This is a genomic window from Bacillus cereus group sp. BfR-BA-01408 (genome assembly GCF_022663305.1).
Taxonomy (GTDB): domain Bacteria; phylum Bacillota; class Bacilli; order Bacillales; family Bacillaceae_G; genus Bacillus_A; species Bacillus_A pacificus.
Map to the genome: position 1 here is coordinate 1 of NZ_JAKUFF010000068.1, position 22366 is coordinate 22366.

A 22366-nucleotide genomic window follows, 5' to 3' on the forward strand; every position below is an offset into this window, starting at 1 on the left:
ATAATGCATTCGTTTTTGACGGTGGTAAAGCAAAGTAAAACTCAACGTTTTGTTCTTTTAAAAACTGAGACAAATCGTTTATAGCAGGCATAGATTGGTCAATTTCATTATATTTTTTTGTCCACGCCGGGTTTTTCAGGAGCCATTTATCATCAGTTAAAATAATGTCGTTAATGAGAGATTTGCCCATATTAATTTGAGCAATTGTATAGTTTTTAATAAGCTCATCTCGTCCGATTAGTTGATCATTTGTGTATGTTTCGACATCTTTAAAGAAGCTACCAGTTAGGAGAGCTTCTTTCGTAAGTGCTGGTTTTTGAGCGAGCGGCCGATTTTCAACTGGTGAAATGTCTCGGTCTGTTTTGAGTAACGATAATATGCCAAATGAAAAGATAATGGTGAGAAAACCGATAAACAGGATGAGGTTCCCCAATTTTTTCATAATAACTTTTCCTTCCTACATCAGTTAAAACCTGAAATAAATAAATGGATTATATGTTGAGTTAATCAAGTACATAACCGAAATCATAAATAATGTTAGTAATAATATAGGACGTACAAATTGCATTGTGAACATATACGTTTTTGGCGCAAGTTCTAGTATGTTTTTCATTCTTTTTAAAATTGGTGTCGCTGCGATAAAGGCAATGAGAAATACGATAATGTATTCATGTACGTATAACATCGTATTGTCATCGATGAAAGATTGGCTGCTTATGCCGAACATCGCTTTTAAATATTGGAACGAGTAAGCGAAGTTGTCAGCTCGGAAGAAGACCCAACCGATCATAACGATTAGTAATACGTATGCATGTTGCAGCGGCTTCCATAGTTTGTTTAATATTTTTTCGAATCCAGCTTTTTCAATTGAAATAATAAAGCCGTAATATAAGCCCCAGGCGATAAATGTCCAGCTCGCCCCGTGCCATAAACCAGTTAACCCCCATACGATGAAAAGGTTACGATAATTCGCTAGTTTTGAAACGCGGTTTCCGCCGAGCGGGATATATATGTAATCGCGGAACCAAGAGCCGAGTGTAATATGCCATCTTCTCCAAAACTCTGAAATAGATTTAGAGATGTACGGATAGTTGAAGTTTTTCGGGAAATCAAATCCGAACATTTTTCCAAGTCCGATTGCCATATCAGAGTATCCTGAGAAATCGAAATAAATTTGCAGGGTATAGGCGATAATACCAATCCATGCCGTTCCAACACTCATTTCAGATGGTGGTAAGGCAAAGATTTTATCAGCGACGAATCCAACTTGGTTAGCGATTAATATCTTTTTTGCTAGTCCGAGAACGAAAATTTGAATACCTTCTGTGAATCGTTCAAAAGAATGGATGCGCGTTTTAATTTGCTCAGCGACAATATTGTAACGAACAATTGGTCCGGCAATAAGCTGAGGGAAAATAGATATATATAGCGCTAAGTTAAGTGGATTTTTTTGAACATCCCCATCTTTACGGTATATATCGATGACATAGGACATCGCTTGGAATGTATAAAATGAAATTCCAATTGGTAGTGGAATAGGTTCCACATGAATAGATAAGTGCAATACGTTGTTTAAAATGTCTGTGAAAAATGAAATATACTTAAAATAAGAAAGTAATAGTATATTTCCGACTATAGCTATAATTAAAAATGTGACTTTCATATTTTTTCGTTTATCATAATGATGCACGAGTAGGCCGAAGCAGTAGTTTAATACGATGGAAAAGAGCATTAAAAGAACGAAACGTGGTTCGCCCCATGCATAGAAAATTAAACTAAATGCAAGTAATACGAAATTACGTAGCTCGGCACGCACTATAAAATAGAAAAATAATACGAGAGGTAAAAAGATAAATAAGAAAATCGAACTACTAAATACCAAAGGACTCTCCTCACTTTTTCGAAATACATTTCGTAAAAAAAAACGACATATCTATTATATATTCTTTTTTATAATAGTGCCTTTAATATTTTAGCATGTTAATAATTCGATTAAAATAATTATCCTATATAATAGAAGGAAAGCGGTATGGAATCCTTTTGACACCCACTATCTGGATAAGATAAGATGAATAAGGTGTGATTTGTTTAGAAGGGAAGAGATGGTGTGTTATTTAACTCGTTTGAGTTTATTTTTTTATTTTTACCGATAGCATTTCTTTTATATTTTTTATTAAATAAATTTGGACAAACTACTTTAGCGAAAGCTTGGCTTGTCGCAGCATCTTTATTTTTCTATAGTTATTGGAACATAAAGTATTTGCCGCTTATGTTAGTATCGCTTATTGTGAACTACTTTATTGGAATGAGGCTCGTGAAGCATAAGAGTAAATTTCTTTTAGCAGTAGGCTTACTATTTAATATCGGAATGCTTAGTTATTTCAAGTACTATGATTTCTTTTTGCAAAATGTAAATTCGTTATTTGGAACTCATTTTACATTATTATCATTAACGTTACCGCTTGCGATTAGTTTCTATACATTCCAAAAGATTGCGTTTTTAGTAGATACATATCGCGGGGAAACGGAGGCATGTCATTTTCTTGATTACGCTCTGTTTGTAACATTTTTCCCGCAACTTATTGCAGGACCAATTGTACACCATGCGCAAATTATGCCGCAGTTTGCGGATCGTAGTAAAAAGCGTTGGCAATCAAATTATATCGTTCTCGGTATTTTTGTATTTGCCATCGGTATTTTTAAGAAAGTAGGGATTGCAGACGTTTTATCTCCTGTCGTACGGGAAGGGTTTGATGTACAGCAGTCGCTAACCTTTGTTGAAGCTTGGCTTTCATCATTAGCGTTTACATTTCAGTTATACTTTGATTTCAGTGGATATAGCGATATGGCAATTGGAATTGCGTTAATGTTCAACATTAAATTGCCTCAAAACTTTAACTCACCTTATAAAGCGGTGAGTATACAAGACTTTTGGCATCGTTGGCATATGACATTAAGCCAGTTTTTAACGAAATATGTGTATATTTCTCTTGGAGGAAATCGAAAAGGTATTACGCGTACATACGTCAATATTATGATTGTCTTCTTAATAAGTGGACTTTGGCATGGGGCTGGTTGGACATTTATTTTCTGGGGATTTCTGCACGGATTAGCTTCTGTCGTTCATCGTTTGTGGAACAAAGCAGGAGGGTGCATGCCGGCCTGGGCGGGATGGCTCGTGACGTTTTTCTTCATTAATATAACGTGGGTATTCTTTAGAGCAACATCGATGCATGATGCGGTGAAAGTGTTAAAAGGAATGTTTGGATTTAATGGATTCGAACTAGCCAATAGCGTATTCCCGGTATTTATTATTGAGAAGCTACAATTTTTAAAAGGGTACGGTGTTTCATTTACTGAAGCATACCATGTTTCATTATTAAATACGGAAATAGTAGCGTATATTTTCGGAGCATTATGTATTAGTTTCTTCTTAAAAAATTCAATTCAGTTAAAAGACTCCTTCCGTCCGACAGTATGGACGGCGTTATTTACTGCAATATTACTTGTGTATAGTGTATTGCATTTAACGAGTATTAGTGAGTTTTTATACTTTAATTTCTAGGTGGAGAATATGAAAAACAAACAGTGGCTTATTTTCGTTTTTGTATGTGTTTTTATTCCACTTGCAGGTGTTGGAATATTTAATGGCTATGCAGATTCACTTTGGTTATTCTCGCATAAAAATAAGTGGAATGATGTTCAGTTTGGGTTTAATGAGAGACAACAAAAAACGAATTATATAACATATCGTCCGTTTACTTATGATGGCGTTATACTTGGAAGTAGCAGAACAACGTTTATCAATGAGAATGATTTTACTGGATTAAACGCATTTAATTATGCGGTAAGTAGTACAGATCCGCGTGAGTACGATGCGTACATTGAATATGCAAAAGAGAGAAAAGGTAGTGAATTATCTTCTATTGTGATTGGCTTAGATTTCCTTGGAACGAACAAAAATAGAGAAATCGGTTTTGAAAAGCCAGAAGTATATATTAATGAAGCACAAAGCTTACTATATCCAATTAAATCGTATGTGAGTATGGATGGGATTACATATTCCCGAAATACAATTCAAAACTCCATTCATCACAATAAGACTATTGATTTATATAATCGCGATAATATAAAATCGATGCGTGAGTATACGAAAGAAGAGCGTGACACACAAATTGCCGCGCAAGTAGATAAATTTAGTAGAGAGATTTATGGCGGGAATTATGAGTATCAAAATATGAAGGAAATATTAGGAACTGTAAAATCTCATAATCCGAATACAAAGTTTTATATTTTTACAACTCCTGTTTCAGAGCCATTGTTCCGTGCGATGATTCAATCAGGGCGTTGGGAAGATTATAAAAGGTGGCTCCATGATGCTGTCGATGTATTTGGAGAAGTGCATCATTTCATGTATTTAAATTCAGTAACAAAGAACTTAGATAATTATATGGATGGACATCATTTCAGGCCAGAAGTCGGAAAGATAATTGCACATAAAGTTGTAAATGAAGAAGATCGTAATGTGCCGAAAGATTTTGGTATTGTTATTACGAAGGATAATATTGATGAGGTGCTGGAGCAGATTCATGCATCGTTTCAATAGAAAGAAATAGTTCTGTTTCAAAGATTGAATCGTCATGTGATTCGATCTTTTTTAGTAGTCCACAAAAAATTTAATTAAGCGAGAAAAAGCAATTATGACTGGAGTAGAAAGAAGCAGCATCCAAATAGATGCTGCTTCTTTCTTATTCTATTTCTAAATCAACAATTAAGTAGGCAAGTATAACGATGAAAAAAATGCTAACAGATGGCGCTGTTAATACGTGACCAGACATAAAGCCAATGCCAAGTGATAGGATGAGTGTACTAGTTAATAGCATATATTTTACAGTTATAATTTTCTTGAAGTTTGTGATCATACGGATGAATAGTTTAATACCGAAGTATAGAAGTGGTATTAAGTAAATAAGGAAACCGATAATTCCAAAGGCGAAAAATAGGTCATGGAAGTCCATTTCAATTAATTTAATTTTAACTGTGTAGTTACCAGCGTAACCCATTCCAAAAAGTTTTTGTGAGAGCGGTGCTTCTTTATAGTATTGTTTGTATACTTTTAAGAATTTGTCCCGATCACTATAAATTAAACTCTTCACTTCAGAGTCTGTTAGTTCACCTTTTGCGTGTTTTTTTGCATCCTCTGGATTTTCTTTAATTACTTTTCCTTCTTTTTTATCCTGTTCTTCTTGTACTGATTTTTTGTATTCGTATATTTGCATGTGGATTCCCATATTTTTTGCGATAGGAGTATGCGGTGTAAGAACAATTAAACCTCCTAGTACAACTGCTGCAACGATGGTGTTTACAAGATATGTGAATCCTTTTTTTTCTTTTTTACGGTTTATCATATATTCAATGAACGAGAAGAAAAGTGCTACGCCTAATGTTAGCACAATTGCACCATATCCAACTTTTGTTCCGACCATAATACTTGCATACATCGCAAGTATTGTTGGAATCCAGTAATATATTTTCGAGAAAGAAGTTGTTTTATAAATCGAATATAAGACAACGATTGGGAACATAATCGCGAAGAGAGCACTTAAATCATTTCCAGCAAAGAACCAACCTCTTGAGCCAATTTTTGAGTGAGGATAGCTTGGGAAATCAGTGCCAGTTTGCATTGCGATAATCATTGTGATGCTTAAAATTAAAGTTGCATATAAGAAATATGTAATGATTTTATGAAACACATATTCTTTATTTTTTAGCTCTTTAAAGACGATAATATATCCAAACAGTAGCACAATTGGATATATGCTCTTTAAAATAAATTTAACTTCTTCTCCAAATGAAACTGGGGATTTAACCATCATATTATTTACAAGACCGATTGCCAGTGCAATTCCGAGTAAACATAAATAGAGAATGTACTTTTTCGCGCCTTGTTGTTTATGATGAAGAAGTAGATAACCTAATGCAAGAAGCATAAAGGCGAAACGGACTACGATTCCGACTGTTGCGCTCATGTGTAATACATAGATTGAAAAAGATGTTAATAAATCTAAAATTGGTTGAAACACGATGAATAGCAGTAGGAAATGCGGGAAGTAGTTATCCGTCTGTTTTAACTTAGTAACCATATGTTCCTCCATTTCTTCATTCCTTTATTTCAGCACCCCTCTATATAATAGGAAGGGGAATGAATTTCTATATTTAATTTTTATATCAGACTTAAGAATACACCATTTCATTGTAATGGTAAATAGATGAAGAGCCGGGATAAACCGACTTTAATTTCTATATTTTTCAACGAAATTGTATGTTTTATGCAAGGCGATATACAAATTACGAGATTATTAGACAGAAAATTAAGAAAAAAGAAGGATTTTTCACATCCTTTCTATAATTATATAAGTATAATCTTTGTGTAGAAAAGAGGGGTATATATAATGGAAGTAACAAGTAAAACAGAATCTGTCATTGTGAAATATGAAGGGCACGTTGCAACGGTTATGGTCAATCGCCCAGAGGTGTTAAATGCATTAGATGAACCAACGTTAAAAGAGTTATTACAAAAACTGAAAGAAGTAGCGGAGAGTTCTGCACACATTGTTGTGTTATGCGGGAACGGCCGTGGTTTTTCTGCGGGTGGAGATATTAAATCGATGCTTTCAAGTAATGATGAAAGCAAGTTTGATGGTATTATGAATACTATTTCTGAAGTCGTTGTGACTTTATATACGATGCCGAAGCTTGTTATTAGTGCTATTCATGGACCAACTGCTGGTCTTGGATTAAGTATTGCACTAACAGCTGACTATGTGATGGCAGATATATCATCAATTATTGCGATGAACTTTATTGGAATCGCTTTAATTCCAGATGGTGGCGGCCATTTCTTCCTTCAAAAGCGCGTTGGTGAAAATATGACGAAGCAAATTATTTGGGAAGGAAAGAAATTATCAGCAACAGAAGCGCTTGATATCGGTTTAATTGATGAAGTAATCGGCGAAGATTTCCAAACGGCTGTGAAGCAAAAAATTAGTGAATGGTCACAAAAGCCAATCAAAGCGATGATTCAAACGAAGCAAATTTTATGTGAAGTAAATCGCTCCAATTTAGAACAAACGTTGCAGCTTGAAAAACGCGGCCAATATGCGATGAGACAAACAGCAGATCATAAAGAGGGCATCGCTGCATTTTTAGAAAAGCGTTTACCGGCATTTAAAGGAGAATAAAGTGTAGTGGCAGTTTTACTGCCGGTTAATTTAGGATAAAGGGGAGAAAGTGCTAACACATTTTAGTATAATTGTGTTAGCACTTTTTTTTAGGAGTAATATATGAAGAAAGTTATTGGTATTATCGTTATTATTTTACTTACATATTATGCTTTGCATAGTACACCATCTCTTGCGGTACGGACTGCACTATTTTTTGAAGGGCATCCAATTGCTGCTTTCTCAGGTGAAGTGGAGAAAGAACGGGATGTGAAAAAAGAAGCGATTCCTGATGAGTACCAAACCTTATATGGAGAGAAGAAAGAAGAACCAGAGCATTATTTCTTTCCGGCAGTAAGGGCGCACGGATCAGGAATTGATATGTTAAGTGCTTGTGTGAAAAAAGAGTGGTTATTTTATAAGGCAGAGCTCGGCTGCTATTAAACATAGGAGGATGAATGATGTCAGCATATAACAAGTTAGTAAGAGATCGTGTTCCAGAGAAGATCTTAATGTCTGGAAAAACATATACAGCACAAAAATTAACAGGACAAGCATACATACAAGCTTTGGCGAAAATTGGAACAGAAGAAATTCGTGAATTTGCTTCTATGAAAGAGCGTGAACATGCGCTTGATTCTCTTGCGGATGCACTGGAAGTAATCATCTCATTAGCGCGCGCAGAAGGTGCAACAATTGAAGATGTAGAACGTCTTCGTAAGCAGAAAGAGATAGAGCGCGGTGGGTTTGAAAGAGGTATTTACTTGTTGGATGTTTCAGAAGAATAGATTTGTAGGGAAAGCATAGCGTTACTCATTAACGAACGCTATGCTTTTTTGTTGCGATTAAGCTAATAATGAAGAAGATAGCTGTTAATACCCAGCCAATTGTAATAGAAGTAGTAGTATGAACTGCATAAGAAACTTGTAAACAAAGTAATGATGCTAGAAACCAAATGAGTGCAATGTGTACATATTTTTTTGATATATTCATATTGTATAACTCCTTTTATATACTAAAGTGAATTTTACTATAATTTAGAAAATTAAGCTATATGAGTAGAGGATTTATAGTAAATTCGGTATACTAAATAATAGGAAAAATGAGGAGGAAATGACAATGGCACATTATGCGAAAGAAACGATGGAATTGATTAAGGAGCTTGTCTCTATTCCAAGTCCATCTGGAAATACAGAGAAAATTATTCGTTTTATTGAAAACTATGTAAGTGAGTGGAATGTAGAAACGAAGCGTAACAATAAAGGTGCTCTTATTTTAACGGTAAAAGGGAAAAATGATGCACAGCATCGCTTATTAACAGCACACGTTGATACGTTAGGTGCGATGGTGAAAGAAATTAAGCCAGATGGTCGTCTCAGTCTTTCTATGATTGGCGGATTTCGCTGGAACTCTGTAGAAGGGGAATATTGCGAAATTGAAACATCAAGTGGCAAGACGTATACAGGAACGATTTTAATGCATCAAACATCTGTACATGTATATAAAGATGCAGGTGAAGCGAAACGCGATGAGAAAAATATTGAGGTTCGTATCGATGAGCGTGTATTTTCAGCTGATGAAGTACGTGAATTAGGAATTGAAGTAGGAGACTTCGTTTCATTTGATCCACGCGTTCAAATTACAGAGAGTGGATACATAAAATCACGTCATTTAGATGATAAAGTAAGTGTTGCCATTCTATTAAAATTAATTAAGAGATTACAAGATGAAAACGTAACATTACCATATACAACTCATTTCTTAATCTCTAACAATGAAGAGATTGGATACGGTGGTAACTCTAACATTCCAGAAGAAACGGTTGAATATTTAGCTGTTGATATGGGAGCGCTAGGTGATGGACAAGCATCTGACGAGTATACAGTATCTATTTGTGCAAAAGACTCTAGTGGTCCGTATCATTATGCACTACGTAAACATTTAGTAGAGCTTGCGAAAACGAACAATATTGAATATAAAGTAGATATTTATCCGTACTATGGATCGGATGCATCAGCTGCGATTCGCGCTGGATTTGATGTGAAGCATGCATTAATTGGAGCAGGTATTGATTCTTCTCATGCATTTGAGCGTACACATGAAAGTTCGATTGCTCATACAGAAGCACTTGTTTATGCATATGTATTATCAGAGATGATTGCAGAATAAGAAAAGAAATAGGCTACCTCTAGTAGCCTATTTTTTATTTGCAGAGAAATCGACTTTATTTAACAAAAAGTAAGTTAATTGTAATTTGTTTTACAATATTAAGAAAGTAGGTTTACTACATAATTCGAGTATTATAAAATAATAGAGGCGCACTAATTTTTTTTGTTTGTATTTTTTGAGATTTATATATTAAGATTACGCGTTATTAAAAGGTGATTGTCGAGAGGAGTATTATTTTTTATGAAGTATCGTGCAGTCGCGGCAGGTATTTTAGCCGCAAGTTTATTATCGTCTCCAGTAAGTAGTTTCGCAGCAGCGAAGAAGTTTTCGGATGTTCCTTCATGGGCGCAAGAATCAGTTGATTATTTAGTAGGAAAAAAGGCGCTTGATGGAAAGCCAGATGGAACGTTTTCTCCATCTGAAGCAGTAGATAGAGGGTCAGCTGCAAAAATTTTAGCAGTCGTTCTTGGTTTACCAATTGATCCAAAAGCAAAGCCATCTTTTAAAGATGCACAAAACCATTGGGCAGCTCCGTACATTGCTGCAGTGGAAAAAGCAGGTGTAATTAGTGGAGATGGTACTGGTAAATTTAATCCATCAAGCCAAATTAACCGTGCATCTATGGCATCTATGTTAGTACAAGCATACTCATTAAATAAGAAAATTATTGGAGAACTTCCAACACAGTTTAAAGATTTGGAAACTCATTGGGGTAAGAAACAAGCTAATATTTTAGTAGCTTTAGAGATTTCTAAAGGTACGGGAAATGGCTGGGAGCCTGAAGGAACTGTAACTCGTGCAGAAGCAGCTCAGTTTATTGCGATGGCTGATCAAAATAAAACAGATACATCAAAAAGAATGTATATGAACAGAAACTTTATTACATATCATCAACCATCATTATCATCTGGTATTACTGATGTTCAGCATAAGCCACAAATGGTTGTAGTGAAAGAACAAAGAGCAGACGGCTGGTTAAAAGTTGTAACAAGTAAAGGTGAGAAATGGACACCTCTAACAGAAAAAACAGAAACGATTAATGAAGGATTTACTACTTATGAAACAGCTTCACATAGTTCTAAAGTGCTAGGTACATATAATGCACAAACAGTAACGGTTATGGAAGAGAGTGGAAGCTGGATTCGTATCCGCGTAGGCGCTGGTTTCCAATGGGTTGATAAAAATCAATTAAACCCAGTAAAACAAGAGAACTTCTTAGAAGGTAAAGCAATTATTATTGATCCAGGTCACGGTGGAATTGACTCGGGTAATGTTGGTTATTATGAGAAAGAAAGTGAAACTGTATTAGATGTATCATTACGATTAAAGAAAATATTTGAGCAAAGGGCACCATTTACTGTTATGTTCACTCGTACAAATGATACACGTCCAGGAACAAGTGGTCCTGATTCATTAAAGAAACGTGTAGAGTTTGCACAGGAACATAATGGAGATATTTTTGTAAGTATTCATGCTAATGGCTCTGAATATAAAAATGGACAAGGTACAGAAACGTTATATTATCAGTCAGCAAGAGCAAAAGTAACGAATCCGCATGTAGAAGACAGTATGTTATTAGCACAAAAAATTCAAGATCGTCTTGTAGCAGCACTTGGAACAAAAGATCGTGGTATAAAACATCAGGACTTATACGTAACTAGAGAAAATACAATGCCAGCTGTATTAACAGAATTAGCATTTGTAGATAATAAAAGTGATGCAGATAAAATTGCTACACCAAAACAGAGACAAGCTGCAGCAGAAGCGATTTATCAAGGTATTTTAGATTATTACGAAGCAAAGGGTAATAACGTATCTTCTTTCCGTTAATACATTAAAAGAGATTGCCAATAGGCAGTCTCTTTTATTTATTAACGTTTCTCTTTATTTCAGGCATGTGATATCATTTAATTTTATACAAAAAAGTATTGTAATTATAACGATATAGAGGATGATCATAGATTGAATAATCATAGGAAAACACCTGCATGTATATATACGTATGCATTTCGTGAGGAGGAGCGTGCTTTATGTTACTTGGAAATGCGCTCGTTCTTTGGAATGGAGTCCCACGTTAATATTTTGAAAAGTGATGTCAAAATTGACCCGAGTAGAAGTCCTTTTATGAAAGAACGCGTTGAGGTTATGTATGAAGGAGACGACTTAGAAAGTATTTTGGAACAAGTAAAGGAAATTGAATTAGGAGAAATGACGTTTAAAGTTATCTTCGTGAAAATCAATGATCTTGAGGGAGAAAATAAAATAGAGTATGCGGAAAGACGTATCATTGAACGACGTATTGGGGATTGTATTGATGCGGAAGCAGATGTGCGCAATCCAGAGCGTACTTTTGGTATTGTTCCATTAGGCGGACGTTGGTATTTTGGACATTATGTAGAGAGTAAACCAGTTTGGTACCATCATATAAAAAAACCACGTAGCTATTCGACATCTCTTAGCACACGCGTTGCAAGATCCGTTGCAAATATTGCGGTGCCAAATCCAGAGGGAGTAAGAGCGATTGATCCGTGCTGCGGCATTGGAACGGTTGTAGTAGAAGCTCTTTCGATGGGAATTAACATCGTTGGTAGAGATATAAGCCCACTCGTTGCGATTGGAGCGAGAGAAAATATTGCGCACTTCGGATTCGATGGGACGATAACGAAAGGTCCGATCGAGGAGATTACGGAGAACTATGACGTCGCAATTATCGACATGCCATATGACTTATTTACGCACGCAACACCAGAAAATCAGCTCTCCATTCTTTCAAGCGCACGCCGCATTGCTAAAAAGGTAGTCGTTGTCACAATGGAAACAATGGACGATATGATTCATGAAGCAGGATTTGAAATTATAGATCGTTGCACTACAAAAAAAGGAACATTTTCTAGACAAATTCTTGTTTGTGAATAAGGAAGAAAGGTCACCCGTTTGGGTGACCTTTTTTATGGTGGTTTGATGTGTGATTGGTTGGTGGAATGGAGGAGGGATTTGGCGAAATTTGTCGGTAAGTCGATATTCCATGTCGAATCGTCGATAAATTTAAAAAATCGCCGATATATTGTGTGGAATCGCTGATATATTCCGAGAATCGTCGATATCGTTACATTAGTATATTACTGTTCTTTTAATTTCTCTTGTTGTGCAAGTAGTAAATTGCGCAAGATGTGTCCGCGGTAACTTTCTAGTTTGCGTCCTTCATGATAACGCACACCTAATTTTTTTAGTTCAGCTACGTACCAGCCTTTTGTTCCGTAATACATTGGATCACTTCCTTTTTGCTTTTGAACAGTATATGTTGGGGATGGAAGTAACTTTCCATTGAAAATAATAAGCCTGGCTGTATCAAGTGGTTCCATAAAATGGATTCCGGATTGTGTATAAAAAAATAGACAGTACTGTATGCTTTTTCAAACAATGTATACAAATTTATCCCGCATTAACGGGCAGTAAGACCCCCCACCTCAAAAGTCAGCAGAAGCAAAGAAGTTAGGTGGGGGATCAACTGCCCGTAAAAGCCCGATTGGTTCAACTAGTAATCAGTGGGAGATGAACAAAATCCCCAATGATTAACGTTTCACTTTATACCCTATGCGTTGGCATGATATTTGCAATGAAAAGAGTATTAACATATAGGGGAGAGATAGAAATGAAGGTTAGTAAAGTGTATACAACAATTGATGCACACGTAGCTGGAGAGCCACTTCGAATTATTACAGGCGGCGTGCCGGAAATAAAGGGAGAAACGCAGCTAGAAAGACGCGCATACTGTATGGAGCATTTGGATCATCTTCGCGAAATTCTTATGTATGAACCGAGAGGACATCACGGTATGTACGGTTGTATCATTACTCCGCCTGCAAGTAATCACGCTGATTTTGGTGTGTTATTTATGCACAATGAAGGATGGAGTACGATGTGTGGACACGGCATTATCGCTGTTATTACAGTCGGAATTGAGATAGGTATGTTTGAAGTGATAGGTGAGAAACAAAAATTCATTATTGATAGCCCTGCTGGGGAAGTCATTGCGTACGCAACATATAGCGGGAGTGAAGTAGAGTCTGTATCATTTGAAAACGTTTCTTCATTTGTATACAAAAAAGACGTTCCTATTAAAATAGATGACTACGAATTTCAAGTAGATATCGCGTTTGGCGGAGCATTCTACGCGGTAGTAGATAGTAAAGAATTTGGTTTGAAAGTTGATTTTAAAGACTTAGCTGCTATTCAAACATGGGGCGGTAAAATTAAGCACTACATCGAGAGCAAAATGGAAGTAAAGCATCCACTTGAAGAAGGGTTAAAAGGAATATATGGCGTTATTTTCTCAGATGAACCGAAAGGGAAAGACGCAACGTTACGAAATGTAACAATCTTCGCTGATGGGCAAGTAGACCGTTCTCCTTGCGGCACAGGAACTTCCGCAAGAATCGCAACTCTTTTTGAAAAAGGTATTTTACAAAAGGGAGAAATATTCATCCACGAATGCATTACTGAAGGGAAATTCGAGGGAGAAGTACTGTCGGTAACAGCGGTACATACATATGAAGCTGTCGTTCCGAAAATAACGGGGAATGCATTTATTACAGGATTTCATCAGTTCGTTGTAGACCCGAGAGATGATTTGAATCGGGGATTTTTGTTAGGATAGAAGGAGGAGGTGGAAATATATGCTAGTCATAAGCGCGAACGAACAACGAAACTTAGTAAATATGAATGAAGTCATTGAATATGCGGCGCTTGCCTTAAAAGAGTTTTCCGCAGAAAGAACAATCACGCCAATTCGCGATTCATTACCATTTGCGAACGAGCAAAATACGGCATTAATTATGCCTTCAGTCGCAGAAGGACTTGAGGCACTTGGCTTAAAAGTAGTAACAGTAGTCCCCGAGAACAAAAAGATAGGAAAGAAAACGATAAACGGGATTGTGATGCTATCAGACTTTCAAACGGGAGAACCGCTCGCACTGTTAGAAGGATCCTACTTAACGATGATTCGAACAGGCGCCCTATCAGGAGTAGCGACAAAACATTTAGCTCGTCATAACGCAAAAACTTTATGCATCATCGGGACAGGCGAACAGGCAAAAGGAATTGCTGAAGCTATATTCGCGGTTAGAGATATTGAAAAAGTCATTTTATACAATCGAACAGAAGAAAAAGCATATGCATTTGCGCAATATATACAAGAGGAATTCGGTAAACCTGCATACGTCTATTCCAATGCAAATGAAGCAATAAGCGAAGCAGACATCATCGTCACAACTACGAACGCATCCACACCAGTCTTCTCAGAAAAACTACAAAAAGGCGTCCACGTAAACGCCGTCGGCTCATTCAGGCCAAGCATGCAAGAACTACCATCTCACGCCATCGCTAACGCAACGAAAGTAGTAGTTGAATCAAAAGAGGCAGCATTAGAAGAAACAGGAGACCTTCAAGTTCCGATACAGGAAGGTTTATTCAAATCTAGCGACATCCATGCCGAACTTGGTCAAATCATAAGCGGAGAAAAAGCAGGTCGCGAAAGTGATGAAGAGGTTACTGTTTTCAAATCGGTTGGTTTGGCGGTAGTGGATATTATTGTTGCGAAGTATTTGTATGAGAGGGCGGTGGAGCAGGGGATAGGGAGTAGGATTGAGTTTTGAGGGGCTGCCTTTTGGTGGTCTTTTTAATTTTGGGTTGAGGGGTAATAATATTTGGTCCTTTCCAAGAAAAGTAAAGAGTTGCATCAAAGTTATTTTAGGTGTTATGAAGAACTGCGTCATTTATTTCTACAGGTTTCTAAATTTTATAACTGCTGTACAGTATCAACATAACCACTACTAGCATTTCCATCGTCTTAAAAAAGATTTATAGTTATATTATAAATCTTCTTAAGGAGAGGGTATATTGAATAAGAAAAACAGGATATTGCTATTTTAACAACTTGCATGACTTCGACTTCGGTTGGATTCTCACCTAATTGCTGTAAATTGTTAATGTAAGTGTCAAGAACCTTATTTGTTGCACTGCTATTTTCTTCAGTGAAAAATTCCCCGTCTTCATCATACTCAACCCATGATGTTGTTGGTTTGTTTTTTTTCAATTCATCAAATGTCATGATAACCTCCTAAAAAGTGTTTTTTTACCTTTAATCGCATTCTACATTTTCAATCATATATAACAATCATTTAAGAGAAATTTTTTAGGCTACTAGTTTTTTAACTTATTTTGCTCTTCGCATTAATATCGTTTATCGCAAGAATGCATAAATAGATTTCAAACCTTCTAGTTTTACAAAAAAGTTTGACTTTATATAGAGGTAGTGGTAATTTAAAACTTATAAGAAAACTCGGGATTAATTCCGAGTTTTCTTATGGGTATAACTAGTTTGAGGGGGCCGAAAGATGAAACGGAAATTATTTGCATTACCATTTGTCCTAATACTACTTATTGCATTAGCGGCTTGTTCTGGAGGAAAAGATTCTTCGAAGCAAGCGGGCACTAGTAAATCAGGGACTCCGAAAGACGGGGGGACGTTAACGGTTGGTGTTAGCGATAACCCAGAGACGATGAATCCGCTTTATGCGAATGATCGTGTGTCGTTAACTGTGCAGCAAGCTTTATATGCACCGCTGTATCATATGGAAGACGGTAAGAAAAAGTTTGTTCTTGCTGAAAGCTTTACGCCTTCAGAAAATCAATTAACGTGGACATTGAAGTTAAAAGATAATTTGAAATGGCATGATGGTAAGAAAATTACATCAGACGACATAGCATTTACATTCCAATCTATTTTAGATGAGAAGCAAAATAGCTCAAGTCGTGAAAACTTTGTTTTTAAAGGAAAACCGCTTGAGGTGAAAAAAGTAGACGAGTTAACAGTTCAATTCGTTTTACCACAAGTAAGCGCATCTTTTGAAGGTGTGATGAATGATTTTTTCCCAATTCCGAAACATGTATTTGAAGGGGAAGCAGATTTAGCGAAGAGTAAGAAAAACTTACAGCCTGTAGGATCAGGTCCATTTAAGTTTAAAGAGTATAAATCAGATGAGTACGTTGCATTAGATCGATTCGATGATTATGTAGGTGGTAAAGCGAAGTTAGACTCTATCGTATACCGCGTTGTAAAAGACCGTAATACAGCAAATGTTTCACTGCAAAATGGTCAAATCAACATGAAGATGATTGAGCCGCAAGACTTTAAGAAATTAGATAGCACTGGGAACTTCTCAATGGTGACATTCCCAGAAGGTAGATTATTCTACTTATCTTATAACCAAAATACAGATCTAATGAAGAAAAAAGAAGTGCGCCAAGCAATTGCGCATGCGTTAGATAAGAAAGAGATGATTAACTCTGCATTCGTTTCTAGTCAATTTGCAGAACCAGCAAATTCAATTTTAACGCCGGATGCTATGTATTATGCAAAAGACATTAAAGATTATAAGTATGATAAGAAAGAAGCGAAAGATTTATTAGCGAAAGCTGGCGTGAAAGATAAAGAAAAAGTACGCGTCATGTATGTAACGAATAATAAAATTATGGAAAGCTTAGCGCTTTATACACAACAAAAATTACAAGAAGTTGGCTTAGAAGTTGAACTGAATGCATTAGATGCTAGTGCAGCAAGTGAAAAAAGCTTAGATAAAGAGAATAAAGAATTCGATATTACATTCGGTGGTTACATAATGGGACCTGAGCCAGATTCATATAAGAGCTTATTCTTAAGTAATGCTGAATACAACTATGCACGTTATAAAAACGCTGATTTTGATAAGTTATGGGAAGAAGCTGCAGTTGAAACAGATAAAACAAAACGAGCAGAACTATACCATAAAATTCAAGAGACAGCTAGAGAAGATTTACCTTATCTACCAATTGCGTATCCGAAAGCGGTTATTGCAGTAGATAAAAAGTTTGATGGATTAAAAGAAGCAAAAGCAATTCCTGTCACAATGTTTGAAGATTTATCTAAGATTTATGAAGTGAAATAAGAAACAAACAGTAAAGAAGCTGGTGGAAATCAGCTTCTTTAGCTTGAGGGGGGAAGTTTGTGTATAAAGTAATTGCGAAGAGGCTTTTAAATGCAATTCCGCTTTTATTTGTTATTTCTATTATCTCTTTTTTATTAATAAAACTAGCACCGGGTGATCCTGTTCGAAACTTTGTCACGCCGAATATGAGTCCAATTGATGTTGATCGTATTCGTAAAAGTTTAGGGCTCGATCAACCAATTTATATGCAGTATATTTTATGGTTAAAAAATATTTTAACAGGGAACTTTGGTTATTCACTTCAAAACCATCGTCCAGTTTTAGATCTTATTGTAGAAAGGTTACCTGCGACAATCGGCTTAATGGGATCGTCTTTACTCGTCTCATTTGTAATCGCAATCCCGCTTGGACTACTTACAGGTGTGAAAAAGAATTCTATCTTTGATCGCATTGTAAACTTTATTTCTTATGTGGGAATCTCAATGCCAGTCTTTTGGTTCGCTTTACTATTAATCTATTTATTCTCTTTAAAGTTGAACCTTCTTCCAAGTATGGGTATGCGTACAGTCGGTCAAGATTCCTTCTTGGATATTGTGCAGCACGGTATTTTACCTTGTATGGTGCTTGCGTTCCAAAACGTTTCTGTTTATATGAGATATATTCGTTCCAGTACAATTCAACAATTAGAAGAAGACTATGTACAAATTCAATATGCGTACGGTGCTTCGAAGAAAACCGTTTTATTTAATCACGTACTTCGAAATGTATTAATACCAATCATTACAATTTTCGGATTATCTATTCCAAGTTTAGTAGGCGGAGCGTTTATTACGGAAACAGTATTCTCATGGCCGGGTCTTGGTTCACTTGGGGTAAATGCTATTTTTAGATTTGATTATCCAATTATTATGGCAATTACATTACTATCATCCTTCATGTTGATTCTCGGTAACTTAATTGCTGATATTTTATATGGCGTAGTAGATCCGCGCATTCGAATGAGGGGGTGATTTGGAATGAATAATAGGAGATTTCAAACGATAAAAAGTAGTTTTACGAAAAATAAGTTTGTACTAATGGGAGTTATTATACTGGCGGTTTTAACGATTGCATCGATATTTGCATTTGTATCACCGTATGATCCTAGCAAAATGTCGATTCCAGATCGCTTACAAGAACCGAGTATGAGTCATCCTTTCGGAACGGATGATTACGGAAGGGATTATTTAACGAGGGCGTTATATGGTGGAAGAGTTTCACTTGCGGTCGGTTTTCTAGCGATGGTTGTTTCTATTACAATCGGTACCGCAGTTGGAACAATTAGCGGATATTTTGGCGGAAAGTTAGACAACTTTTTAATGCGAATTGTTGAAGTACTTATGTCAATTCCATCATTTTTCTTAATGCTGTTATTAAATGCTTATTTAAAACCAGGGATTACGACGTTAGTTCTTATTATTGGATTACTAACATGGATGGACACCGCTCGTATTGTAAGGGCAGAAACGCTATCCGTAAAAGAGCGGGAGTATGTTTTATATGCAAAAGTATCAGGACAAAAATCACTCACAATTATTGTAAGACATATCATTCCCAACATTTTATCAACCATTATTATCGCTGCGACATTAACAATTGCGACATCGATTTTAATGGAATCATCACTCAGCTTCTTAGGGTTAGGTATTAGAGAACCAGATTCTTCTTGGGGCAGCATGCTAAACAATGCGCAAGGATATATTGGCGAAGCTTGGTATTTAACACTCTTCCCAGGATTCCTTATTCTTTTAACGGTACTTAGTTTTAACGTAATTGGTGAAGCATTGAAGAAAGCTTTCGCGCCAAAAGGAGCTGGAAATGAAAACTAAAGTGTTACGTGAAAGGAGTGAGAAGCGTGTCTGAAAAACTATTAGAAGTGAATAATTTAAAGACTTCTTTTTTCATAGAAAGCGGCGAAGTAGAAGCGGTTCGAGGTGTTACATTCCGTTTAAATAAAGGTGAAGTAGTCGGTATCGTTGGGGAATCTGGAAGCGGAAAGAGTGTGATGGCGAAGTCCGTTATGGCGCTCGTTACGTCACCAGGGAAAGTGAAAGAAGGAGAGATTCTTTTTCATAATGAAAACATCCTTTCTAAATCTGAGAAAGAATTGCGTTCTATTAGAGGAAATCAAATTTCACTTATCTCCCAAGATCCAATGTCTGCGCTAAATCCAGTCGTGAAAATTGGAAAGCAAATGACGGAAGTAATTATACGGCATCAAAAAGTGAAAAAGAAAGAAGCAGAGCGAATTGCGGTTAACTTGTTAAAACAAGTCGGTCTTTCTTCACCAGAAGAAAGGGTGAAACAATATCCGCATGAACTAAGTGGCGGTATGAAGCAGCGGGTTATGATTGCGATGGCGATGTCTTGTAATCCAGACCTTCTCATTGCGGACGAACCGACAACAGCGCTTGATGTAACGATACAAGCACAAATACTAGATTTAATGAAAAACTTAAAAAACGAAACGAACATGGCGTTACTTCTTATTACGCATGACTTAGGAATAGTCGCACAAAACTGTACACGCGTTATCGTTATGTACGGCGGGCTTATTATGGAAGAAGGACCTGTACTTGATATTTTCCAATCACCGAATCATCCATATACAAAAGGGTTATTAAACTCTTTACCGAAAATATCGAACGGCGTAAAAGAAAGACTCGCGCCCATTCAAGGTGTAACGCCAAACTTATTAAACCCGCCAAAAGGTTGCCCATTCGCAGAGCGTTGCCCGCATGCGATGGACATTTGTGAAAAAGAACGTCCGCCATATTTTGAAATTGGAAACGAAAGACGTTCTATGTGCTGGTTAAACGATAAGACAGTAGGTGATTCCCATGCATGAAGAAAACTTAATTGAAGTTCGGAACTTAAAAAAGTATTTTCCTATTAAAAAAGGACTATTCGGCAGAAAAACAGAGCAATTAAAAGCAGTCGATGACTTAAGCTTCACAATTAAAAAGGGTGAGACATTCGGGTTAGTAGGAGAATCGGGCTGCGGAAAATCAACGACAGGAAGAAGTATCATTCGTTTACACGACGTTACTTCAGGTAACGTTTTATTCGACGGAAAAGATATCGCAAGTTTAAAAGAAAGTGAACTAAAAGAATATCGAAAACGAATGCAAATCATTTTCCAAGATCCATACGCATCATTAAACCCGTCGATGAATGTATTCCAAATTATTAGTGAGCCAATGAACATTCACGGATCTTATGAAAAAGAAGAACAAAAAGAAATCATATTAGACCTGCTCAAAAAGGTAGGCTTAAAAGAAGAACATTTATATCGCTACCCGCACGAATTTAGCGGGGGTCAGCGCCAGCGCATCAGCATCGCGCGCGCACTATCTGTAAAACCAGATTTCATCTTATGCGACGAACCGATCTCAGCACTAGATGTCTCAGTTCAAGCGCAAGTCGTAAACATGCTGCAAGACATTCAAGAAGAAACAGGCGTCACATACTTATTTATCGCACATGACTTATCTATGGTAAGACACATATCAGACCGAATCGGAGTCATGTACTTAGGAAACATAGTAGAAATTGCCGACAGCGAAGACCTATACACAAAACCGGCACATCCATACACACAAGCACTACTCTCATCCATGCCAGAACCAGATCCAACAAACATAGGCAAAGAACGGATCATCCTAGAGGGAGAAGTACCAAGCCCATTAAACTCACCATCCGGCTGCAAATTCAGAACACGCTGCAAATTCGCGACTGAAAAATGCGCACAGGAAGTACCGAAGATGGTCGAGATTGCGAAGGGGCATGAGGTGGCTTGTCATTTGTTTTAGGGTGGGGGAAAGCACTGGGGGACCTGGTGCTTTTTTGTTTATATAGATAATATTAAGGATAGTTTTACAATTTACTTGAAAAATAACTTCCCCTTATAAGTTTCTATATAGATGCGCCCGTCGTCTTCTTCTTCTTTTATTTCGCTATCAAAATGTTTTATCCAATCAACAATGCCTCGATCACTTTTTGTGACATTTTCTCTTACATATAGATATGAATGAATTGATTTATAAAATGTATAGTTAGTTAAAAGCCTTTGACCAAGAGAAATAGGAGTATTTGAATTTGGAGTCTCCTGAATTATATATGGAGATGGGAGAATGTTATTACTGTTAACATATACATAATATTTGGACTGATTAATGGCCCATTTTAGCCATATGATTTGAACTATTATTATAACTATGGTTACAATTTTTTGTGTTTTTTTTAAACTTCGTCCTGGAAAAGAGTAGTAGATGAAAATCGGAATAGCAAATAAACCAACCCAAGCTACCCATTTGTCAATTGGTGCACCATTTATCCAGAGGATAAATCCTAAAGCTTTTGTAAATAAAAATAAACAAACAAGACTGGTGAAAATTATTGACAAATAGTATGTTTTATTTTTCATGATTTTCTCTCCAAAATATATGTTCATAAAACGAGTATAAGAGTATTTTAAAAAGTGTATATCATATAGATGTAGAGTACAAAATAGTAACTTAAATTAAATAGGGCAAGCATAACGCGTTGGTAAGTTTTACTGGCTCCAGCTGAAAATAAAACGCCTATAAGTGGTGCAAATAATCCAATCTTCCAAAATATATTTGCTGAGCCACCTATTTCTAATGTATCTTCATTTACTATAGTTAAAAGAGCGTAAGGTACACAAGCTAAAGATAATATAGCCCACTTGTTCAAAGTGTCACCCCCCTTTCGTTGTTTTAATATAAATAGTAGGAAAAAGTTTTTATGATTTGGAAGTGTATCCTATATATTTGGAATATTAGGCTATAATAAGTTATTATTTGTGCTGTTCATATATCCACCCATTTTTTCCGTTTCGAAATCATATTCCAATGTTTTAGTTTCATATTCAAATTTCATTACTATTGAAACTTTAGTATTATCTTTCCATGAAATTTCATAAAGGTCTGA

Annotated in this window: 21 protein-coding genes and 2 pseudogenes; 15 read left to right on the plus strand and 8 right to left on the minus strand. The window is 36.3% G+C overall.

What is annotated here, in order from left to right:
• Both patB1 and MR083_RS21395 read right to left on the minus strand, forming a co-directional pair.
• Window positions 1-442 (minus strand): annotated as a pseudogene (gene patB1 / locus MR083_RS21390) (secondary cell wall polysaccharide O-acetyltransferase PatB1); the annotation flags it as partial.
• 24 nt (window positions 443-466) lie between these two features.
• Entirely contained in the window at window positions 467-1882 is a 1416-nt protein-coding gene (locus MR083_RS21395; RefSeq protein WP_242269819.1) for an MBOAT family O-acyltransferase, read from the minus strand.
• Between the two features lie 225 nt (window positions 1883-2107).
• Between MR083_RS21395 and MR083_RS21400 the strand changes: the two genes are divergently transcribed.
• Both MR083_RS21400 and MR083_RS21405 read left to right on the plus strand, forming a co-directional pair.
• A complete protein-coding gene (locus tag MR083_RS21400) occupies window positions 2108-3565 on the plus strand; it encodes an MBOAT family O-acyltransferase (RefSeq protein WP_000898518.1) in 1458 nt (485 codons plus the stop codon).
• 9 nt (window positions 3566-3574) lie between these two features.
• Window positions 3575-4606: a hypothetical protein gene (locus tag MR083_RS21405; protein WP_242269820.1), complete on the plus strand. Its 1032-nt coding sequence runs from the start codon at window positions 3575-3577 to the stop codon at window positions 4604-4606.
• Window positions 4607-4748: 142 nt separating this feature from the next.
• Here the strand turns inward: MR083_RS21405 and MR083_RS21410 are convergent, their stop codons facing one another.
• Window positions 4749-6143 carry an O-antigen ligase family protein gene (locus tag MR083_RS21410; protein WP_242269821.1) on the minus strand — a complete coding sequence of 465 codons (1395 nt, stop codon included), beginning with the start codon at window positions 6141-6143 and terminating at the stop codon, window positions 4749-4751.
• 309 nt (window positions 6144-6452) lie between these two features.
• Here MR083_RS21410 and MR083_RS21415 point away from each other — a divergent pair, with 309 nt between their 5' ends.
• The 3 genes from MR083_RS21415 (at window position 6453) to MR083_RS21425 (ending at window position 8008) form a co-directional block, all read left to right on the plus strand.
• A complete protein-coding gene (locus MR083_RS21415) occupies window positions 6453-7241 on the plus strand; it encodes an enoyl-CoA hydratase (protein WP_000454174.1) in 789 nt (262 codons plus the stop codon).
• 102 nt (window positions 7242-7343) lie between these two features.
• Window positions 7344-7664 carry a hypothetical protein gene (locus tag MR083_RS21420; RefSeq protein ID WP_000755705.1) on the plus strand — a complete coding sequence of 107 codons (321 nt, stop codon included), beginning with the start codon at window positions 7344-7346 and terminating at the stop codon, window positions 7662-7664.
• A 17-nt stretch (window positions 7665-7681) separates the two neighbouring features.
• On the plus strand, window positions 7682-8008 hold the full coding sequence (locus MR083_RS21425; RefSeq protein ID WP_001277353.1) for a nucleoside triphosphate pyrophosphohydrolase: 327 nt from the start codon (window positions 7682-7684) through the stop codon (window positions 8006-8008).
• A gap of 28 nt (window positions 8009-8036) precedes the next feature.
• Here the strand turns inward: MR083_RS21425 and MR083_RS21430 are convergent, their stop codons facing one another.
• On the minus strand, window positions 8037-8213 hold the full coding sequence (locus MR083_RS21430) for a hypothetical protein (protein WP_001027096.1): 177 nt from the start codon (window positions 8211-8213) through the stop codon (window positions 8037-8039).
• Between the two features lie 126 nt (window positions 8214-8339).
• Between MR083_RS21430 and MR083_RS21435 the strand changes: the two genes are divergently transcribed.
• From MR083_RS21435 to MR083_RS21445, 3 genes are all read left to right on the plus strand, one after another.
• Entirely contained in the window at window positions 8340-9389 is a 1050-nt protein-coding gene (locus MR083_RS21435; RefSeq protein WP_000951655.1) for a M42 family metallopeptidase, read from the plus strand.
• 240 nt (window positions 9390-9629) lie between these two features.
• A complete protein-coding gene (locus MR083_RS21440) occupies window positions 9630-11219 on the plus strand; it encodes an N-acetylmuramoyl-L-alanine amidase (RefSeq protein ID WP_000877252.1) in 1590 nt (529 codons plus the stop codon).
• Window positions 11220-11351: 132 nt separating this feature from the next.
• A complete protein-coding gene (locus MR083_RS21445) occupies window positions 11352-12305 on the plus strand; it encodes a TRM11 family SAM-dependent methyltransferase (protein ID WP_001059298.1) in 954 nt (317 codons plus the stop codon).
• A 203-nt stretch (window positions 12306-12508) separates the two neighbouring features.
• On the opposite strand, the gene MR083_RS21450 is transcribed toward MR083_RS21445, so the two are convergent.
• Complete coding sequence (locus MR083_RS21450; protein WP_000433493.1) at window positions 12509-12751, minus strand: YflJ family protein; 243 nt, start codon at window positions 12749-12751, stop codon at window positions 12509-12511.
• Between the two features lie 242 nt (window positions 12752-12993).
• Between MR083_RS21450 and MR083_RS21455 the strand changes: the two genes are divergently transcribed.
• Both MR083_RS21455 and MR083_RS21460 read left to right on the plus strand, forming a co-directional pair.
• The gene (locus MR083_RS21455; RefSeq protein WP_242269826.1) at window positions 12994-14046 is read left to right on the plus strand and encodes a proline racemase family protein; all 1053 of its coding nucleotides are present in this window, start codon (window positions 12994-12996) and stop codon (window positions 14044-14046) included.
• Between the two features lie 19 nt (window positions 14047-14065).
• On the plus strand, window positions 14066-15043 hold the full coding sequence (locus MR083_RS21460) for an ornithine cyclodeaminase family protein (protein ID WP_242269822.1): 978 nt from the start codon (window positions 14066-14068) through the stop codon (window positions 15041-15043).
• Between the two features lie 272 nt (window positions 15044-15315).
• Here MR083_RS21460 and MR083_RS21465 read toward each other — a convergent pair.
• Window positions 15316-15498: pseudogene (locus MR083_RS21465) on the minus strand (hypothetical protein); the annotation flags it as partial.
• Between the two features lie 286 nt (window positions 15499-15784).
• Here MR083_RS21465 and MR083_RS21470 point away from each other — a divergent pair.
• Genes MR083_RS21470 through MR083_RS21490 form a run of 5 tightly spaced genes read left to right on the plus strand, consistent with a single transcriptional unit; the run spans window position 15785 to window position 21225 of the window.
• Window positions 15785-17374, plus strand: a complete 1590-nt coding sequence (locus tag MR083_RS21470) for an ABC transporter substrate-binding protein (protein WP_242269823.1) — start codon at window positions 15785-15787, stop codon at window positions 17372-17374.
• Window positions 17375-17433: 59 nt separating this feature from the next.
• Window positions 17434-18384 carry an ABC transporter permease gene (locus MR083_RS21475; protein WP_242269824.1) on the plus strand — a complete coding sequence of 317 codons (951 nt, stop codon included), beginning with the start codon at window positions 17434-17436 and terminating at the stop codon, window positions 18382-18384.
• Between the two features lie 6 nt (window positions 18385-18390).
• A complete protein-coding gene (locus tag MR083_RS21480; RefSeq protein WP_001065306.1) occupies window positions 18391-19242 on the plus strand; it encodes an ABC transporter permease in 852 nt (283 codons plus the stop codon).
• 26 nt (window positions 19243-19268) lie between these two features.
• Window positions 19269-20261, plus strand: a complete 993-nt coding sequence (locus MR083_RS21485) for an ABC transporter ATP-binding protein (RefSeq protein WP_242269825.1) — start codon at window positions 19269-19271, stop codon at window positions 20259-20261.
• On the plus strand, window positions 20254-21225 hold the full coding sequence (locus tag MR083_RS21490) for an ABC transporter ATP-binding protein (RefSeq protein ID WP_000544151.1): 972 nt from the start codon (window positions 20254-20256) through the stop codon (window positions 21223-21225). The genes MR083_RS21485 and MR083_RS21490 overlap by 8 nt, the downstream gene beginning before the upstream one ends.
• Window positions 21226-21296: 71 nt before the next feature.
• On the opposite strand, the gene MR083_RS21495 is transcribed toward MR083_RS21490, so the two are convergent.
• Entirely contained in the window at window positions 21297-21839 is a 543-nt protein-coding gene (locus MR083_RS21495; RefSeq protein WP_000792410.1) for a hypothetical protein, read from the minus strand.
• Between the two features lie 47 nt (window positions 21840-21886).
• On the minus strand, window positions 21887-22129 hold the full coding sequence (locus MR083_RS21500; RefSeq protein ID WP_001045661.1) for a hypothetical protein: 243 nt from the start codon (window positions 22127-22129) through the stop codon (window positions 21887-21889).
• Window positions 22130-22366: the final 237 nt, after the last annotated feature.

Coding starts and splice junctions, on each gene's coding strand:
- MR083_RS21425 (WP_001277353.1), top strand. CDS start 7,682: ATGTCAGCATATAACAAGTTAGTAAGAGATCGTGTTCCAGAGAAGATC.
- MR083_RS21420 (WP_000755705.1), top strand. CDS start 7,344: ATGAAGAAAGTTATTGGTATTATCGTTATTATTTTACTTACATATTAT.
- MR083_RS21440 (WP_000877252.1), top strand. CDS start 9,630: ATGAAGTATCGTGCAGTCGCGGCAGGTATTTTAGCCGCAAGTTTATTA.
- MR083_RS21455 (WP_242269826.1), top strand. CDS start 12,994: ATGATATTTGCAATGAAAAGAGTATTAACATATAGGGGAGAGATAGAA.
- MR083_RS21450 (WP_000433493.1), bottom strand. CDS start 12,751: ATGGAACCACTTGATACAGCCAGGCTTATTATTTTCAATGGAAAGTTA.
- MR083_RS21410 (WP_242269821.1), bottom strand. CDS start 6,143: ATGGTTACTAAGTTAAAACAGACGGATAACTACTTCCCGCATTTCCTA.
- MR083_RS21430 (WP_001027096.1), bottom strand. CDS start 8,213: ATGAATATATCAAAAAAATATGTACACATTGCACTCATTTGGTTTCTA.
- MR083_RS21490 (WP_000544151.1), top strand. CDS start 20,254: ATGCATGAAGAAAACTTAATTGAAGTTCGGAACTTAAAAAAGTATTTT.
- MR083_RS21470 (WP_242269823.1), top strand. CDS start 15,785: ATGAAACGGAAATTATTTGCATTACCATTTGTCCTAATACTACTTATT.
- MR083_RS21435 (WP_000951655.1), top strand. CDS start 8,340: ATGGCACATTATGCGAAAGAAACGATGGAATTGATTAAGGAGCTTGTC.
- MR083_RS21495 (WP_000792410.1), bottom strand. CDS start 21,839: ATGAAAAATAAAACATACTATTTGTCAATAATTTTCACCAGTCTTGTT.
- MR083_RS21415 (WP_000454174.1), top strand. CDS start 6,453: ATGGAAGTAACAAGTAAAACAGAATCTGTCATTGTGAAATATGAAGGG.
- MR083_RS21460 (WP_242269822.1), top strand. CDS start 14,066: ATGCTAGTCATAAGCGCGAACGAACAACGAAACTTAGTAAATATGAAT.
- MR083_RS21480 (WP_001065306.1), top strand. CDS start 18,391: ATGAATAATAGGAGATTTCAAACGATAAAAAGTAGTTTTACGAAAAAT.
- MR083_RS21405 (WP_242269820.1), top strand. CDS start 3,575: ATGAAAAACAAACAGTGGCTTATTTTCGTTTTTGTATGTGTTTTTATT.